16 protein-coding genes are annotated in these 17,842 nt (G+C 36.7%); 4 read left to right on the top strand and 12 right to left on the bottom strand.

All coding sequences use genetic code 11. From position 1 onward, the window contains the following. Positions 1–49 precede the first annotated feature (49 nt). Positions 50–232 carry a hypothetical protein gene (locus AB1K81_RS17640; RefSeq protein ID WP_412977996.1) on the top strand — a complete coding sequence of 61 codons (183 nt, stop codon included), beginning with the start codon at positions 50–52 and terminating at the stop codon, positions 230–232. Between the two features lie 34 nt (positions 233–266). Here AB1K81_RS17640 and AB1K81_RS17635 read toward each other — a convergent pair whose 3' ends face one another. The 8 genes from AB1K81_RS17635 to AB1K81_RS17600 all read right to left on the bottom strand — a co-directional run bounded on the left by AB1K81_RS17635 (position 267) and on the right by AB1K81_RS17600 (position 12,272). After that, the gene (locus AB1K81_RS17635; protein WP_412977995.1) at positions 267–1,949 is read right to left on the bottom strand and encodes a glycoside hydrolase family 13 protein; all 1,683 of its coding nucleotides are present in this window, start codon (positions 1,947–1,949) and stop codon (positions 267–269) included. 114 nt (positions 1,950–2,063) lie between these two features. Next, complete coding sequence (treR, locus tag AB1K81_RS17630; RefSeq protein ID WP_412977994.1) at positions 2,064–2,774, bottom strand: trehalose operon repressor; 711 nt, start codon at positions 2,772–2,774, stop codon at positions 2,064–2,066. 13 nt (positions 2,775–2,787) lie between these two features. Continuing rightward, positions 2,788–4,446, bottom strand: coding sequence for an alpha,alpha-phosphotrehalase (gene treC, locus AB1K81_RS17625; RefSeq protein ID WP_412977993.1), 1,659 nt, complete (start codon positions 4,444–4,446; stop codon positions 2,788–2,790). A gap of 25 nt (positions 4,447–4,471) precedes the next feature. Next, positions 4,472–6,418, bottom strand: coding sequence for a PTS system trehalose-specific EIIBC component (gene treP / locus AB1K81_RS17620; RefSeq protein WP_412978039.1), 1,947 nt, complete (start codon positions 6,416–6,418; stop codon positions 4,472–4,474). A gap of 399 nt (positions 6,419–6,817) precedes the next feature. Further along, positions 6,818–7,873, bottom strand: a complete 1,056-nt coding sequence (locus AB1K81_RS17615; RefSeq protein ID WP_412977992.1) for a PQQ-dependent sugar dehydrogenase — start codon at positions 7,871–7,873, stop codon at positions 6,818–6,820. Positions 7,874–8,290: 417 nt separating this feature from the next. Further along, a complete protein-coding gene (gene typA, locus AB1K81_RS17610; protein WP_412977991.1) occupies positions 8,291–10,120 on the bottom strand; it encodes a translational GTPase TypA in 1,830 nt (609 codons plus the stop codon). 134 nt (positions 10,121–10,254) lie between these two features. Beyond that, on the bottom strand, positions 10,255–11,586 hold the full coding sequence (locus AB1K81_RS17605) for a sensor histidine kinase (protein ID WP_412977990.1): 1,332 nt from the start codon (positions 11,584–11,586) through the stop codon (positions 10,255–10,257). A 2-nt stretch (positions 11,587–11,588) separates the two neighbouring features. Next, a complete protein-coding gene (locus AB1K81_RS17600; RefSeq protein ID WP_412977989.1) occupies positions 11,589–12,272 on the bottom strand; it encodes a response regulator transcription factor in 684 nt (227 codons plus the stop codon). Between the two features lie 512 nt (positions 12,273–12,784). On the opposite strand from AB1K81_RS17600, the gene AB1K81_RS17595 reads away from it, so the two are divergent. Further along, on the top strand, positions 12,785–14,089 hold the full coding sequence (locus AB1K81_RS17595; RefSeq protein WP_412977988.1) for a S1C family serine protease: 1,305 nt from the start codon (positions 12,785–12,787) through the stop codon (positions 14,087–14,089). Between the two features lie 105 nt (positions 14,090–14,194). Beyond that, on the top strand, positions 14,195–15,037 hold the full coding sequence (locus tag AB1K81_RS17590; protein WP_412977987.1) for a hypothetical protein: 843 nt from the start codon (positions 14,195–14,197) through the stop codon (positions 15,035–15,037). A 42-nt stretch (positions 15,038–15,079) separates the two neighbouring features. On the opposite strand, the gene AB1K81_RS17585 is transcribed toward AB1K81_RS17590, so the two are convergent. From AB1K81_RS17585 to AB1K81_RS17575, 3 genes are all read right to left on the bottom strand, one after another. Then, positions 15,080–15,283 carry a zinc ribbon domain-containing protein gene (locus tag AB1K81_RS17585; RefSeq protein ID WP_412977986.1) on the bottom strand — a complete coding sequence of 68 codons (204 nt, stop codon included), beginning with the start codon at positions 15,281–15,283 and terminating at the stop codon, positions 15,080–15,082. 96 nt (positions 15,284–15,379) lie between these two features. Further along, on the bottom strand, positions 15,380–16,057 hold the full coding sequence (locus AB1K81_RS17580; RefSeq protein WP_412977985.1) for a TraR/DksA C4-type zinc finger protein: 678 nt from the start codon (positions 16,055–16,057) through the stop codon (positions 15,380–15,382). A gap of 79 nt (positions 16,058–16,136) precedes the next feature. Further along, the gene (locus tag AB1K81_RS17575; protein WP_412977984.1) at positions 16,137–16,586 is read right to left on the bottom strand and encodes a GNAT family N-acetyltransferase; all 450 of its coding nucleotides are present in this window, start codon (positions 16,584–16,586) and stop codon (positions 16,137–16,139) included. Positions 16,587–16,670: 84 nt separating this feature from the next. Here AB1K81_RS17575 and AB1K81_RS17570 point away from each other — a divergent pair, with 84 nt between their 5' ends. Further along, the gene (locus tag AB1K81_RS17570; RefSeq protein ID WP_412977983.1) at positions 16,671–17,552 is read left to right on the top strand and encodes an NAD(P)-dependent oxidoreductase; all 882 of its coding nucleotides are present in this window, start codon (positions 16,671–16,673) and stop codon (positions 17,550–17,552) included. Here AB1K81_RS17570 and AB1K81_RS17565 read toward each other — a convergent pair. Further along, complete coding sequence (locus AB1K81_RS17565) at positions 17,545–17,841, bottom strand: hypothetical protein (protein WP_412977982.1); 297 nt, start codon at positions 17,839–17,841, stop codon at positions 17,545–17,547. The genes AB1K81_RS17570 and AB1K81_RS17565 overlap by 8 nt on opposite strands. Position 17,842 lies beyond the last annotated feature (1 nt).

Below are 17,842 nucleotides of genomic sequence, written 5' to 3'. Positions count from 1 at the left end.
TAATATATTATTAATGATAGTGAAGTTTATCTTCATTTGAGGTGTGATCATGAAACGCTATTTAACTGCAATTTTTCTCGGTATCAGTGCACTCATATTAATTGTTGGACTACGAATAGACTTGCAATGGACTGGTATCGTTACTTGGGGGCTAACCCTCATTAGTTTACTTTTTGCAGCATATTATACGAAATATATACCAGATGAAAAAAAGAACAAAAAGAGGAAATAAACAAATGTTTGTTTATCTCCTCTTTCTTTTGTCTTTATTCTCCTAAAAACACAATTGCCTCATAAGGTCTTAAACTAATTTTTCTACCTTCTAGCATTTCTTGGTTACTATAATTACCAATTAGTTTTTCTTTAACATGGAACTGAATATTTTCTGGTAATGTCCATTCGATTTTCTGGCCTGTAAAGTTCGTTATTACAAGAAGCTTCTCATCGTTTAATGTACGCAAATAAGAAAAGTCTTCTTGGCTTTCCGGATGAAGTAGCTGATAATCACCATAAACAATAATCTCATGCTTTTTTCTTAATTGAATTAATGCACGGTAATAATGATAAATGGAATTCGGATCGTTTACTGCAGCTTCAGCATTAATTTCTCTATAGTTCGGATTCACTTTAATCCAAGGTTCACCCGTTGTAAAACCAGCATTCTCCGTACTATCCCACTGAAACGGTGTACGAGCATTATCTCTTCCTTTTACATAAATAGACTCCATTACTTTATCAGGATCTTCATTACCTTCGATTACTTTTTCTTTGAACATATTTAGAGTTTCAATATCTTTGTATTGATCTATTGATTCAAAGCGAACATTCGTCATGCCAATTTCTTCACCTTGATAAATGTAAGGCGTACCTTGAAGCATATGGAGGAACGTTCCTAGCATCTTAGCAGACTCTACTCGATAGTTTTTATCATCACCGAATCTGGAGACTACACGTGGTTGATCGTGATTATTCATATATAGACTATTCCAGCCTACACCATGTAACCCGGTTTGCCATTTCGTAATACTTTTTTTCAAATCACGAAGGTCTAAAGGCTTCAAATTCCATTTCCCACCAGGAGCAGAATCAAGATCCATATGTTCAAATTGGAATACCATTTGTAATTCATGACGATCTAAATTGGTATATTTCTTCGCTTCATCTACATCTACCCCAGGCATTTCGCCAACTGTCATGACATCATAATTTGCGATTACTTCTTGATGCATCTCTTGAAGAAACTCATGAATTCTAGGTCCGTTCACGAAGAACTCCCCACCGGAAACATACTTTTCCCCATGTGGATTTGGAGCATCAGGTAATCCAGGTACTTTTGAGATAAAATTGATTACATCCATACGGAATCCATCGATGCCTTTATCTAGCCACCACTTCATCATCGTATAAATTTCTTCACGTAGCTTCGGATTCTCCCAGTTTAAATCAGGCTGTTTTTTACTAAAAATATGTAAAAAGTACTCATCTGTTTGTTCGTCATATTCCCATGCTGAACCACTGAAGGTTGAGTTCCAATTATTCGGCTCTTTTCCATCTTTCCCTGGACGCCAAATATAATAGTCACGGTAAGGATTATCTTTAGATTTTCTTGATTCAATAAACCAATGGTGTTCATCGGAAGAATGGTTTACCACAAGGTCCATAATTAATTTCATACCACGATTATGAACTTCGTCTAACAGTCTTTCCCAGTCTTCCATTGTACCGAAGTCACTCATAATTTGTTGGTAATCTGAAATATCATACCCATTATCATCATTAGGAGATTGGTAGACTGGTGATAACCAAATAACATCAATTCCTAAATTCTTTAGATAATCTAATTTTTCAATAATCCCGTTAATATCCCCAATTCCATCACCATTACTATCGTTGAAGCTACGAGGATATATTTGATAAACTACCGATTCTTTCCACCATGCCTTTTGCATATGTATTCCCTCCATTAAATAAGAACAGCGCACGGATTAAGCTGTGCAGGAGCTAGACATCTTTGATTGCACTTTCACAACTTTTCTAAAAAAGGGATGCCTAAACATCCCTCACTATTTCACTCTTCTTGCAAAATCGATAAATCGGAACTTATCTGGTCTATGTCTTGACTCTGTGTATTGGAACAGACTTGCATCCTCCAAATACACTAAGCTTTTAATCACGACGATTAGCGAATATCCTTCTACATCTAATAAGGCTCTATCCTCATCAGTAAGCTCTTCTACGACTATTTCTTTTTGTGCAAAGCCAATCGTTAGCCCTAATTCACTTTCAATATGTTCATAAATCGATTTCTTACAAATTTCCTCGGTCAAGATAGGAACAAATTGTTCAGAAAAATAGTCTTTATCTAGAATTATCTTTTCCCCAGATATTTCACGGACTCTTTTCGTTCCCCAAATCCGATTGTATTCTGCATTTAGCTTGCGATATACTGGATCATTATCTTCCACATATCCCAACGATTCAACATGTGTCATACTTTTTAAATTCAAATTAGTAGCTAACTCTTTAAAGCTTACGATTCCTGAAACTGGGAAGGAGAATTTATGGACATCCAAAATCATAGATCCTTTCCCTTGAATCTTTTGAATATAGCCGTTTTGTGCCAGTAAGTTTAATGCTTTTCTTACCGTTTCTCTTGAAGTGTCAAATTCTACGGCTAATTCATTTTCAGAAGGTAGCATGTCATTTGCAAGCCATTCTTTTGAATTAATTTTATTTGCGATATCCTCATAAATCGTGACATATTTACTTTGCATGCCTGTCCCTCTTCTATTTTACATAGTACACAATAGACTCATACGGTCTTAAAGTCAAACTAGATGAATTCGGTGAATCCTGGTAATTTGAAAGTAATACCTCCGTATTTTCGTTCCATTCAATAGGTAGGTCCACTAAAGCTTCTTTACCGTAGAAATTGTTTACAACAATTAATTGCTCCCCATTCCAATTACGTGTATATGCAAATATTTGAGGATCTTCATCAAGCAATAGTTGATAGTCCCCATAGGTTATAATATCATATTCCTTCCTTAATGCTATTAATTTTTGATAATGATTAAAGATGGAATTTGATTTTTGTAATTCCGTTTCTACGTTTATTTCTCGGTAATTACTTGCTGGATTAATCCATGGTGTACCTTTTGTAAATCCTGCATGTTCTTCACGCGACCAATGCATCGGCGTTCGCGAGTTATCCCGGGATTTTTGATTTAAAATTCCGATAATCTCGTCATTCGATTTCCCTTGCTCTTGCAAGATTTTATAAGCATTTAGTGACTCCACATCACGATAATCATTTATATCTTGGAAATTCGGATTCGTCATACCAATCTCTTCCCCTTGATAAATATAAGGAGTTCCTTGCATCATATGAATAGTAGTCGCAAGCATTTTTGCAGACTCAACACGATATTCCTTATCATCCCCAAACCTAGAGACTACGCGAGGTTGATCATGGTTACACCAGAATAATGCATTCCATCCTCCACCTTCATGCATCCCTTTTTGCCAATCTGATAAAATTTTCTTAAGTGCCAGGAAATCAAAAGGGGCTTTTGTCCACTTTTCCCCGTTCGGATAATCTACTTTTAAATGGTGGAATTGAAATGTCATATCTAATTCTTGTCTATCAGGCTTTGTATATAGCACACAATTTTCCAATGTCGTCGATGACATTTCACCAACCGTCATCATATTATATGGACTAAATGCTTCCTTGTTTAACAGATGCAAATATTCGTGAATACGTGGTCCATCCGTATAGAATCTTCTCCCGTCTCCAGTCGAATCGCTTGGGAATTCTTGATTTTTCGAGATGAGGTTAATAACGTCTAAGCGGAAGCCGTCAATTCCTTTTTTCGCCCAAAATTGAATCATGTTGATAACTTCACTTCTTAATTTCTCATTTTCCCAATTTAAATCTGCTTGTGTAACATCAAACAGGTGCAGGTAGTATTGATCTGTTTTCTCATCATATTTCCATGCTGACCCACCAAACTTGGAGATCCAGTTATTTGGCTCTTTTCCATCAATCGGATCCTTCCAAATATAGAAATCGCGATATGGATTATCCTTGGATGAAGATGCTTGTTTAAACCACTCGTGTTCGGTCGATGTATGATTAATAACTAAATCCATGATCAATTTCATCCCACGTTTATGCGTTTCAGCTAATAACGTTTCAAAATCTTCCATTGTACCGTACTCTGGTTCAATGGAAAAATAATCACTTATATCGTATCCGTTATCTTTTTGAGGTGACTTGTAAATAGGTGTCAACCAAAGTACGTCGACACCTAATGAACTTAAATAATCTAGTTTTTCAATAATCCCTTTTATATCACCTAAACCATTGCCTGTTGTATCACGAAAGCTTTTCGGATAAATTTGATAGACAACTGCTTTTTTCCACCATGGTTCTTGTTGCATTAATTTTTCACTCCTAAACTGACCATTATCTTGTTAATTTACGTTTTGCAATTAAGAAAGTAATGATAAATGGTACGATAATTACAATTGCCATACCTATTCCAAAGGCAACCCAATCCTCCGTTAGAATAGATAATGGAGCCGGAATACCACCTACACCAATAGAGCTTGCTTGCACACCACTAAATGTAATGAAAGCACCCGCAATTGCTGTACCTATTATCGCTGCAAAGAATGGGTAGCGATAGCGTAAGTTTACTCCGAACATCGCAGGTTCTGTAATTCCTAACCATGCTGATATACCAGAAGTTCCTGCTAAGCCTTTTAGCTTTTCATCTCTTGCTGCGAACATTAGAGCAAAAACAGCAGCCCCTTGCGCAATATTGGATAGTGCTAATATTGGCCATAAGAAAGTTGTTCCAGTACTACCAATTAATTGCAAATCAACAGCTAGGAAAGTATGGTGCATACCAGTAATTACTAATGGAGCATATAACCCACCATATAATAAACCACCAATAATTGGGAACGCATCAAATACAGCAACTAGCCCATCTGTAATCCAAGTTCCGATAGTGAAGGTAATTGGCCCGATAATGATGAACGCTAAAAAGCCTGTAATTAATAGGGCAATTGGCGCTACAACTAATAATTGTAATGACTCAATCACTCGTTTTCTTAAGAATATCTCAATTTTAGCTAGTACCCAAGACGCAATTAATACAGGTAAAACTTGCCCTTGATATCCAACCTTTTCTACTTCAAATCCAAATAGGTTCCAAGTTGGAATCGTTCCTTCTGTTAGTGCTGATCCATATCCCCATGCATTCATTAAATCAGGATGGACAAGGATTAAACCAAGAACCATACCTAATAATTCACTACCACCAAACCGTTTTGCAGCAGACCAACCAATTAATGCTGGTAGGAATGTAAATGCCGTATTGGCGATGATATTAATCATGTTCGCTATACCAGCCCATGACGGATACATTTCCACAATTGATTGTTCAGACCATAACGGGTTAACTAAAATATTGTTAATACCCATTAATAGACCGGCAGTTACAATAGCTGGAAGTATTGGAATGAAAATATCTGCTAATGTTTTAATTGCTCGTTGTAGAGGATTTTGTTTCTGACTTCCTAGTGCCTTAACATCATCCTTAGATGATTCTTGAATACCAGTCTCTTTTACCATCGCTGCATAAACTTTATCAACTGTACCTTGCCCGATGACCACTTGGAACTGGCCATTTGCAGAGAAGGAACCTTTCACAATATCAAGCTCTTCTAATGCATCAAGGTCCACTTTCGCATCATCCTCTAAGGCAAAGCGTAATCTTGTCACACAATGAGTAGCAGCAGCAATATTATCTACTCCACCAATAGCAGAAACAATCTCTTTTGCTTCCTCACTATATTTCATAGAAGAATCCGCTTTCTTTTTAGCTATAGTTGTGGACTCTTTAACTTTAGTTCCTAGCAACACAGAATCTAATGCCACTACATCTTTTTCTTCTGTTTTTGATAACATCTCGAATTGTTCCCCATTCGTAACAATAACTGGGGTTATAATACTTTTTGCATTCTTACTAATAAAATCCAAATCAACTGTGACTAATACATCTCCGGCCTTAATTTTATCTCCAGCTTTTACATGTGTCTCAAAGCCTTCACCATTTAGTCCAACCGTTTCTAGTCCTATATGAATTAATACTTCTACCCCAAGGTTGGATAAGATACCAATAGCATGCTTCGTTGGGAAAACTTGCATAACTTCACCGTCAAATGGTGCTACAACCTTACCTTCAGTGGGTTCGATTGCAATTCCGTCCCCCATCATTTTTTCAGAAAATGTTGGATCTGGAACTTTTTCTAGTGGCACAATTCTCCCACTTAATGGTGCATATATTAATTGTTCTTTATTCACAGGAGTGAATCCCCTTTCATTATTAACTTGTATATACATGTTCTTTATTGTCATTCATAGTATAACTTGTATATACAAGTTTTGCAAAGGTTTTCATATGATTTTTCTATATATTTTTTATCATCTCCGTAAATATAGTTGGCATTACAAGAAATTATGAAAAGTGGTGGGATGAGGTTTAGGGGTAGATTAATAGCTATAAGAGGATGGTGAACATGCATCTCATCATCTTTTTTGATTAAAATTAGGAGAAATTGAATCCGATGTGTGCTATCACCACTTTTTCTAGAAGAATATATGAGAAATTCATCATGACGAGCGTTATCATTATTCTATTTTAATCAAGTTAAAAGAAAAAAGATGATGATATGTTTTGTCATCATCTCTTTTTCCTTAAAATAAAAAAACGTTGTGAGAATTACAGGTAAAAGGATCCCCTTACTCGGCAGGGAACTCTTTCAACACATCTTTTGGAATAAATAGTAGTTGGTCATCATCTTCAGCAGGATTTCCGCGACCATCTGTATTATTTGTAACAGCATATAGGCCATCGTCCGTTGCTAGTACATCTCGCACTCTGCCAACATCTGAAAGGACAAGTTTAACGTCTTTTGTTGATGGGTCAAACTGTCGAATACCTTCTCCTCTTAATGATGCAAAATAAAACTTCCCATCAAAATAAGTCATACCGGATGGAGCCCATGTATTTTCACCAGAATGCACTAATGGGGTCTCCATATTCTCGTTCGTTTCATCTCCTTGAATAACAGACCAACCAAAATTCTTTCCTTTTTCAATTAGATTTATTTCATCATGCGCATTTTGACCATGTTCTGTAGCATACAAGTTACCATCAGGATCCCAACCTAACCCTTGTGGATTGCGGTGACCGTACGAATATACGAAACTATTCGGAAATGGATTATCAGATGGGATGGATCCATCTACGTTCATGCGCAATATTTTCCCCGCTAAACTTGATATGTCTTGTGAGAGCGCTGGAACTGTTGCATCACCAGTCGTAATATATATCTTTTCATCCGGTCCAATTTCAATTCGACCACCTTGATGATACTGACCACCAGGAATATGATCGATTAACACTTTGCTCTCAACCCACTCCTCATCCATCCTCTTCATTTCTACGACGCGTTGATAATATTCATTGTCATCCATATACGAATAATAGGAATAAGCAGTATCTGAAAAATCAGACGGAAATGCTATTCCTAGTAGCCCCGCCTCAGGTTGATTAGAAAGATCCTTCTCTAAATTAACAGGTAGTCTGTTTAATTTTCCATCAACGATCTCAACAATCGAGCCCTTTCGTTCACTTATGAAAAATTGATTGCCATGCATAACAATCTCCCACGGTTCCTTTAAGTTCGTCGCCACTTTTTCATATGGAACACCGTTTATGGCTGGAACCGTCTCTTCTCCAGTATGATTATCCGGGTTGGAACAACCTATTAGAATAAAGAAAAGCAAAAGCAAAATAGATGTGCGAATTGTGACCCACTCCTTATAAACTATTTAACTACATTGTAAGGTAGGATGACGGGTTTTTATAAGTAAAATCTTCCAATCAGTTCCCTTTTAGGCTATTTATTTCGTAATAAAGGATTAGATTACCTTTATCTGTTTCCTTTTTGACTTCTCAAACATGAAAAATGGTTTAGATATACCCCATCAAATCCCTTTCTATCACCTCTACCACTAAAAAGGGAATTGATAACCTGTCTCTGCTCCCTTTTCTGCCATCCAGACCCATAAAAGGGATTGGTTAATTGTCATCTGCTCCCTTTTTATGATTATCCTTTGTAGTAAGGTAATAGATACCCTTCATCAATAAGCCATAAACAAAAAAGGATATCCAGTGGTAACCTATACCACATGGATATCCTTCATAACTTAAACTAGTTTCTCACGTTTAGCTGCTTTTTCGCGTTCGTTTTTATTTAAGATTTTCTTACGTAAACGAATTGATTCTGGTGTTACTTCACAGTACTCATCATCGTTCAAGTATTCGATTGCTTCTTCAAGTGACATACTTCTTGTTTTACGAATTGTTGAAGTTTGATCCTTTGTAGCAGAACGAACGTTAGTTAAATGCTTTTCTTTAGTAATATTAACAGTTAAGTCGTTTTCACGATTGTGTTCGCCAACAATCATACCAGCATACACTTCTGTACCTGGATCCACGAAAATGACTCCACGATCTTCTAAGTTCATAATCCCGTAAGATGAAGCTTTACCGTTTTCAAGTGCTACAAGTACGCCTTGGCGTCTTCCACCAACTTGACCTTTGATAACCGGTTCATACGCTTCAAATGTATGGTTCAAAATACCATAACCACGTGTTTGAGACATGAATTCCGTTGAATAACCGATTAAACCACGTGATGGGACCTTGAATTCCAAGCGAACTTGACCATTACCATGGTTCACCATATCAAGCATTTCACCTTTACGTGCACCTAGAGATTCCATAATAGCACCAGTGTGTTCTTCTGGAACGTCTACTTGTACACGTTCAACAGGCTCACAAAGGACACCATCAATTTCCTTTAGGATTACCTTAGGTTTTGAAAGCTGTAATTCATAACCTTCGCGGCGCATATTCTCGATTAAAATCGATAAGTGTAGTTCTCCACGACCGGAAACGATCCAAGCATCTGGAGATTCAGTAGGTTCAACACGTAAACTTACATCTGTCTCAAGCTGCTTCATTAAGCGTTCCTCAATTTTGCGAGAAGTAATATATTTACCTTCACGACCAGCAAACGGGCTATTATTCGTAACAAAAGTCATCTGTAACGTCGGCTCATCAATGTGTAAAACTGGAAGTGGATCTGGATGATCTTGTGGACAAATTGTCTCACCAACGTTAAGGTCATCAAGTCCTGAAATTGCTACAATATCACCAGCAACTGCTTCTTCAATTTCCATACGCTTAAGTCCAAAGAAACCGAATAGTTTACTAATACGGAAATTCTTTCGTGTTCCATCTTTCTTAATAACGACTACTTGCTGACCTACTTTAATTGTACCGCGCACTACACGACCAATACCAATACGTCCTACATAATCATTATAATCAAGTAATGTTACTTGGAATTGTAATGGTTCATCTCGATTATCTACTGGAGCAGGAATATGCTCAATAATCGTTTGGAAGACTGGATCCATTGTTTCTTGTTGATCTTCTGGTTCATAGCCTGAAGTACCATTTAATGCAGATGCATAAACAACTGGGAATTCTAATTGCTCATCATCGGCCCCTAATTCGATAAATAAATCTAAAACTTCATCGACTACTTCTGCAGGTCTTGCATTAGGACGGTCGATTTTGTTTAGGACAACAATTGGAGTTAATTTTTGTTCTAATGCTTTTTTAAGCACGAAACGTGTTTGTGGCATCGTACCTTCATAGGCATCTACCACTAAGGCAACTCCATCAACCATTTTCAAGATACGCTCAACTTCGCCACCGAAGTCTGCGTGACCTGGTGTATCTAAAATGTTAATTCTTTTATCATCATAGCTTATCGCTGTGTTTTTAGCTAAAATCGTAATTCCACGCTCACGCTCAATATCGTTGGAATCCATCGCACGTTCATCCACCTGTTCGTTTTCACGAAAAGTACCAGAATACTTAAGTAACTGGTCAACTAAAGTTGTTTTACCATGGTCAACGTGAGCAATAATAGCGATATTACGAATATCTTCTCTTAATTGCATATAGTACGCTCCTCTTATCTCCGACTGAATCAAACTAGATTATTATATCATATATTGTGAAAACTGTCTTTTTATTTTTAATTCAACCACATTGTAAGCGCATCCCCGCCCGTTTTTGCTTGTGAAACGAATTATTAGGTTGGAAAATTTAACGTAAATTTAGCCCCACCAAGTTTAGACTTTCCTACTTCAATTTTTCCATTAGATTGTTCAATTATAGCCCTCGCTATTGCAAGACCTAACCCAGTCTCTCCATTCTTACCTTTCACAAAACGGTGGAAAATATGTGGCATTAATTCTTCTGAAATACCTTCCCCATCATCTTCAATCGTAATTTGAATTTGTTCATTTTGTTTGTCAGCCGTAATGGAAAGCATACGATGTCCATGGCGTATTCCATTAAAGGTTAAATTTAGCAATGCCCGTAATATTCTCTCTTCATCGCCATGTAAATAAAGATCTCCTTTTATTTGCTGTTGGAGTTCTAGCTCTTTTTCAGTTGCAATAGGTAAAGCACGCTCCATTACTTTGTTAATGAGATCTTTTACGGCAATTTTATCGTTATGATAAGAAACCTCTTCACTCTCTAGCTTTGCTAGTAATATCATTTCATTAATGATTTTCTTCAGCCGGTTTACCTCTGAAACGATTACCTCTAATCCCTTTTCCTCTTCTTGTTCACTAAACACTTTCTCCTTTATACCTTCCGCATAACCTTGGATGGTCATTAAAGGGGTTTTCAATTCGTGACTTGCATTTTGAAAAAAGGTACGCTGTGTACTAATATAACGCTGTAATTCATTAGCCATCTCATATACACTTTGTGCTACCTCTTTTACTTCACCTGATGCCTTTATAGGTTGGATTTCGTCAAAATTCCTATTTTCGATTTTCTTTAATTGGAACTTCAAACTTGTTAATGGTGTTACTAGCTTCCTTGTTAAAAAGTAACTCAAACCGATTGCAACTAACGCCCCAATGAGAAATACAATTAACATCCTAACAATAAAGTCTTGTTGGACGATTTGTAAGTCTTGAAGTGGAGTAAGTAAAATTAGCTCTAATCCAAGACTCTGTGGGACAATCAATATACGTGAAGTCACATATTTCTCATTTCCAAATGCCCATAGCTCCTGGTTTTGATTATTAAAATCATTATTCATAAAAAGTCCTGTCACAACCGGAGTTGGTAATGTAGAAAAATGAACTGTGTTTTGCTCACGATCATATAAAACTAATTGTAATTCTTGCTCCCTTAAAAATTCATTAAAGCTCATTAAATTTTCTCTTGATATGAATGCTTCATCTAGAACACTTACTAAAATCTCACCCTGTTGTTCTAGCTGTCTTTGTTCATCTTGAATTAACAAATTCAGTATTAGTGAATAGACTACATAGCCAGTTACTGCCATAATGATTAGAAGTAATGCCGTAAATGCTGCATTCAATTGATATTGAAGCTTCATCGTTATTCCTCTTTATCCCTGAGTCGATATCCAAATCCCCATACCGTCTCAATTGGTATTTCTTTTAGCTTTTTGCGAATACGTTTTACTAAATCATCTACCGCCCGGTCACTACCAAAATAGTCTTCTCCCCAAACGAGGGTTAAAAGCTCCTCACGAGAAAATGCTCGATTTACATTTTCTGCAAATAAAAGGAGCATATCGAATTCCTTTGTGGTAACATCAAGTTCTTCCTTCTTCCAAAATACACGTCGATTATTTTTATCAATTACTAAATGATTCATGACAATCTGATTTTCTTCTTCATGCACTTTCCCCTCAGGTCGATATCGTTTAAAAATGCGCTTCACTCGTGCCACTAATTCTCTCGGACTAAATGGCTTAGTCAAATAATCATCTCCACCTAATTCTAGACCAAGAATTTTGTCAATCTCTTCATCTTTTGCAGAAACGATAATAATCGGTACATCACTTTCATTGCGAATTTTTTTACAAAATTCATAGCCATCCATTCCAGGAAGCATAATATCTACAATCCACATATCAGGAGGAGTGGAATTCCAAAGGTCAATTCCTTTTTCCGCAGAATCCATCACCGTCACATCATAGCCTTCCTTTTTCAAGAAAGCCGAAACAATCGCTTGAATATTCGAATCATCCTCAATAACCCCAATATGATAACTCATCTACCCTCACCTCGTTACAGTATTTTGATATAGCTTTTATATTTTTTTAGAGAATAATGGAAGATTATTGCTCTGAGCAGCCCGTATACACGATTGACTCCTGCGGGAGGATAGGCATAGGTAAGACCCCCACTAATGCACCTGCGTCTGCAAGTAACGCTACGTAGAGTGATTCCTCAGTGCAAGGCTGCAAAGAAGTTACTCAAGTAGAAGCCTGGCTCACCAGCCGCCCGCGGCAAGGTAGACACTGCGAGGCACTTTCGAGCAGATGTCACCCCTGTACTGGAAGTGAAAGCGAAGTGTATATGAGCTGCGGTTTCGGTTAGATATTTTCACATAACGCTTCTTTGAAATTAATTAATCTACTAAAATTTTATACCCTTTTACCCTTAAATAAAAGAAACCCAGCATATTTTTTGCATATTTCCACATTTATTCCACAATTATACCGAAGCTATTCCGCGTCTTACGGATATGCTATACATATAGAATTTGAAAGGATGGATGTTTTGATGGAACATAATGAAAATCAAAAGCAACAAAATGAACAGGAACATTCATTAATAAATGAACATACAAATTATCAATCAGCTACCTATAATGAAGACCCTGGATTAACAAAACCAACCGTTCCAAAGCAGAAAAAGGAAAAAGGAAAAAGCCCTTCAGGCATAAAAGCATTCTTCTTCGGTATATTAGGTGGGTTAATTCCAGTTGCCATATTACTTATCCTTCTTGCAAATAATATTATTACATTTGGTGAAACAAGCAGTAGCCAAACCAATCATGCACTTGGCAGTGATAAATCAAACCCTGATATCATCACAACAATGGCAGCAGAGGATGCAGATAGCTCAACTAATCTTGCAGAGGTTTCTGAAGCAGTTGTAGGGGTTACGAATTTGCAAAGACAAAGCATTTGGACTAACAGTGAAGAAGCTGGAACTGGTTCAGGGATTATTTATAAGAAGGAAAATGGAAAAGCATATGTCGTGACAAATCATCATGTTGTAAATGGTGCAGAACAGGTTGAAGTTGTATTATCAGAAGATGAGCGCATTCCGGCAAAAGTTCTTGGTACAGATGAATTAACTGATTTAGCAGTACTTGAAATTGATGGTGAAAAAGTAACTCGTGTTGCTACATTAGGTTCAATGGAAAATAAACAAGTTGGAGAAACTGTATTTGCAATTGGTAATCCGCTAGGAATTGAATTTGCGAATTCTTTAACAAAAGGAATCATTAGTGGTCTAGAACGCTCCGTTTCTGTAGACACAAATGGAGATCAAGTAGCAGATTGGATTACCGAGGTTATTCAAACCGATGCCGCTATTAACCCTGGTAACAGTGGTGGTGCGTTAGTTGATTCTAACGGAGAAGTTATTGGGATTAATTCCATGAAAATAGCTAGTACACAAGTTGAAGGAATTGGTTTTGCTATCCCAATCAATGCTGCCCTACCGATTATGGAACAACTAGAATCAAGCGGAAAAGTTCAACGTCCATTTATCGGCATAAGTATGGCTACAATAAATCAAGTACCAATGCAATACCGCCATAATATCTCCCTTCCAGAAGGGGTAGAACATGGTATGGTCATTGCAAGTGTAGAGCCTGGTTCCCCTGCTGAAGAAGCAGGATTACAACAATTTGATGTGATTACTAAAATTGACGATCACGAAACACCAACAGCGTTAGAACTCAGAAAATATATGTACAATGAAACACAGGTTGGAGATACCGTGAAGCTTGAAATATATCGAAATGGCGAGAAACAAACCGTTGATCTGAAGCTTACTGCTATGGATAATCAGTAAAAGAAGGGTTCCTCCCCCCTTCTTTTTTTATGGAATAAAATATTCTTTTATGTCGAAATTGTTTATAGTATCATTTATTTATCAAATAGATGGGAGAGTGGTCTTATGATCTGTGCGCATTGTGGCCATGAAGCAGATGGGGGAAAATATTGTATTAATTGTGGTTCTCCACTGGATGGAAATAAGAAGGAAAAGCCATTAGAAGATTTAATTGTTAATGTGGTAGGTGAAGAAGAAAGTGCTCCAAGTCTGGAAGCACAACAATCTGTTATTCAAGATACAACAGCTACTAATTCACAAGACCAAACCAAAACAGAAACAAATAAAAAGGATTTTTCTGATAAGCTAGCGAACATTTTTGTTAACTTTGGACACTTTTTCATGACGCTCATCAAAAAGCCTAGTATGGCAAAAAAGGCAAATCATAATGATATTTATTCCGCAATTATTACAATCGTTGCATTCAGCTTATTTATTGCTCTAAGTACTTTTTTACCGGTAGCCTTTTACTCAAGATCGAATTGGTTTATGCCTGGTCCATCTATATTTTACGGATTTATTGCACCCTTAGTGATTCTCTCGATATTATTTATTGGGTTTGCATCCCTTACTTTTGCTGCAATAAAAATATCGAAAATGGACCTCACGTATTTAGGCGTAATAGGAAAATATGGTGCATACTTATTGCCCTACGTACTCATTTATATCGCAGGGTCTTTACTTGCACTTGGCCAAATGCCGTTATTACCAGTAATCTTTTTATCAATAGGTGTTTTAGGTCCAATTTTTGCTGTTCCAGCACTTATTTTATTTGAAAGAGAAGGCTCCGGTTTTGATAAGATTTATACATTGCTAGGACTCTATTTTGTCGAACTTTTACTTATTATTTTATTTTCCAATTCGTTATTTGGAAGAATTATTAATGATTTGTTTTATTTCCTACCATAAAACTGTAGGTCTGTCAGAATTCTGGCAGACCTACGATTTAACTTATCCAAAAAATAAATCCAAAATATTTCCTCCTGCCGAGCTCTGTTTGTTATAGAATTCAGAGTAGCCGCAGTTCTTACAGTAAACGACGATAAATTGATTATGCTGAATATCAAACATTTTAGAGAGGCCCGTGCCTGTCATCGCGACTTCCTTTTTATCCGCATTCATGCTTCCACATTTAATACAACCTTTTTCACTCATTATTATCACTCCTTACCTTATATACGGAATTCAAATTAACTAAGTTTCACATATAAAAAAGCACACAACAACTATTTATTATTGTGTGCGTAAACTCTATTCTTCTTCATCTAATTGAGCTTCATATTTATTATGAAGATATGTTACACCGGTAAAATTACCATGTGAATCTGCAGCTGCAACGTTCTCAATATCCTCGACATACCCTACATTTTCATCACTATTCGGGTACATTTCATCATAGTTTTCCTGATCACCATAGAAGTCTGCCGCAGTTTCTGATGTTCCATAACGACTTACTTCTTGCCATGCATCTTCTGCATCATAGCCAACTTGCTCTTCATCGGTTACTTCATCAGGATTAATATTCGGACTAAACACTTCCTCTTCAACCGTTCGTTCACGATTAAACGTATTATTCGTCGCATGATTTACGCAACGGTCTGTAGTTGGTACCGCTAAAAGTCGCTCCATTGGAATATCAGCACCACACTCACGACAAATCCCATATGTTCCTTGTTCTATCGCATGCAAAGCTTCATTGATTTCTTCAAGCTCCTTTTCCACATGCTCGTTTAAAGCTAGATCCTTTTCTCTTTCATACAGTTCAGTTCCAAGATCTGCAGGGTGATTATCATAATTAGAAAGCTCACTAATGGACTCTTTCGCAAATTCGGTATTTAATCCATAGTGATCTTGAACATGGTCAATCAATTCATTTTGCCGAGCTAATAATGCATGTTTAAACTGACTTAATTGCTCACTAGAAATCATTTATTAGCCTCCTTTATATACGAATTGACTTGAAAAAGGTTGCTAATAATACTATGTGTAAAAGCAATATAATGATTCTTTATTTCCGCTCGAGAACCATGTCAATATGTGGAATGCCATCCTCTAAATACTCATTTGAAATTTGTTCAAATCCGAATGAACCGTAAAAATTTCTTAAATACACTTGTGCTTGAATCTTAATTTTATTTTCCTTCCATTCCTCATGGATATAATGAATCCCTTTTTCCATGATTTGACGTGCATAACCATAGGATCTATATTTCTTTACAACCATAACTCGTCCAATTGCCACGTAGTCTTCATACTTCAATCCTTTAGGAAGTAGTCTTATGTAAGCTGCTAATTCACCATCAACGGTTAAAAAGTAATGTAATGACTCTTGATCACAATTATCTAATTCAGGGTATGGACAATCTTGCTCCACTACAAAAATATCGGTTCTCGCTTTTAAAATCTCGTATAATTCATTGTTTGTTAGTTCTTGAAAGCTTTTTAAATGCCATTCCATACTTGTCCAACTCCTCAGAAAGTTATTTACTTTAATAATGTTAAAATTCATTATATAGTAAAATCAAGAGAGGAGTGTTACATAATGCTTAAAAACGATACTAAGATTGGGTTTATTGGAACAGGAGTCATGGGGAAAAGCATGGTATTAAATTTGCTTAATGCTGGCTATCCCGTCTCAGTTTACACTAGAACGAAAGCGAAGGCTGAAGTATTAATAGATAATGGCGCAACTTGGAAGGACTCTGTCCGCGCGTTAGCTTCTGATTCAGACGTTATTATTTCGATTGTTGGTTATCCAAAGGATGTTGAGGAAGTGTACTTTGGAGAGAATGGGATTATTGAAAATGCCAAACCTGGTACTTACATCATTGATATGACAACATCAAAGCCTTCCCTAGCTGAAGAAATATATGAAAAAGCAAAGAAAAAAGAAATACATGCTTTAGACGCACCAGTGTCTGGCGGCGATATTGGGGCTAAAAGTGGTAGTTTAGCCATTATGGTTGGAGGAGACAAAGAGGCTTTCGATGTCGTTTTACCGATTTTTGAAGTAATGGGTAGTAATATTATTTTGCAAGGAAAAGCAGGAGCAGGTCAGCACACCAAACTAAGTAACCAGATTGCAATTGCTACCAACATGATCGGTGTTTGTGAGGCAATAGTTTATGCGAAAAAAGCTGGCCTTGATCCAGTACGAGTATTAGATAGCATTACAACAGGGGCAGCTGGAAGCTTTTCATTATCAAAACTTGCTCCACGTATGATTGAAGGAGACTTTGCTCCAGGGTTTTATGTAAAACACTTCATTAAAGATATGAAAATTGCTTTAGAATCAGCTGAGGAAATGGGGCTATCAACCCCAGGACTCGCATTATCCCTTAAACTATTTCAAGAGTTAGCTGAAAAAGGTGAAGAGGATAGTGGAACACAAGCTTTAATTAAGCTATTCGATTCCACTATTTAAGCTTCTCTATTTCACTTTGAACGATAAAAGCTAAATCATCGTTCCCAAAAAGCTGTAAGACATTAAGTACTGTCTCATTCGAGATTTCTCCTGCTTCATTTTTGGGAACGGTTAATTCCATCGCCTCTTCCAAAGCATGATTTTTCAACTGATTTGGGTAAGCAGAATTATATAGTGTTACTGGGTCAAGGTCATGATTAATACACCACTGAGCGAATATAAGAATCATCATCTTTTCATCGCTTTGATAATTTTTTATTATTTGTTCTTCTATTTGTTTTCTGTCCATC

This window comes from Ornithinibacillus jepli (assembly GCF_047228935.1).
Lineage (GTDB): Bacteria > Bacillota > Bacilli > Bacillales > Amphibacillaceae > Ornithinibacillus.
The sequence above is the reverse complement of the archived record's forward strand: the minus strand, read 5'-3'. Positions and strand labels throughout refer to the sequence as shown.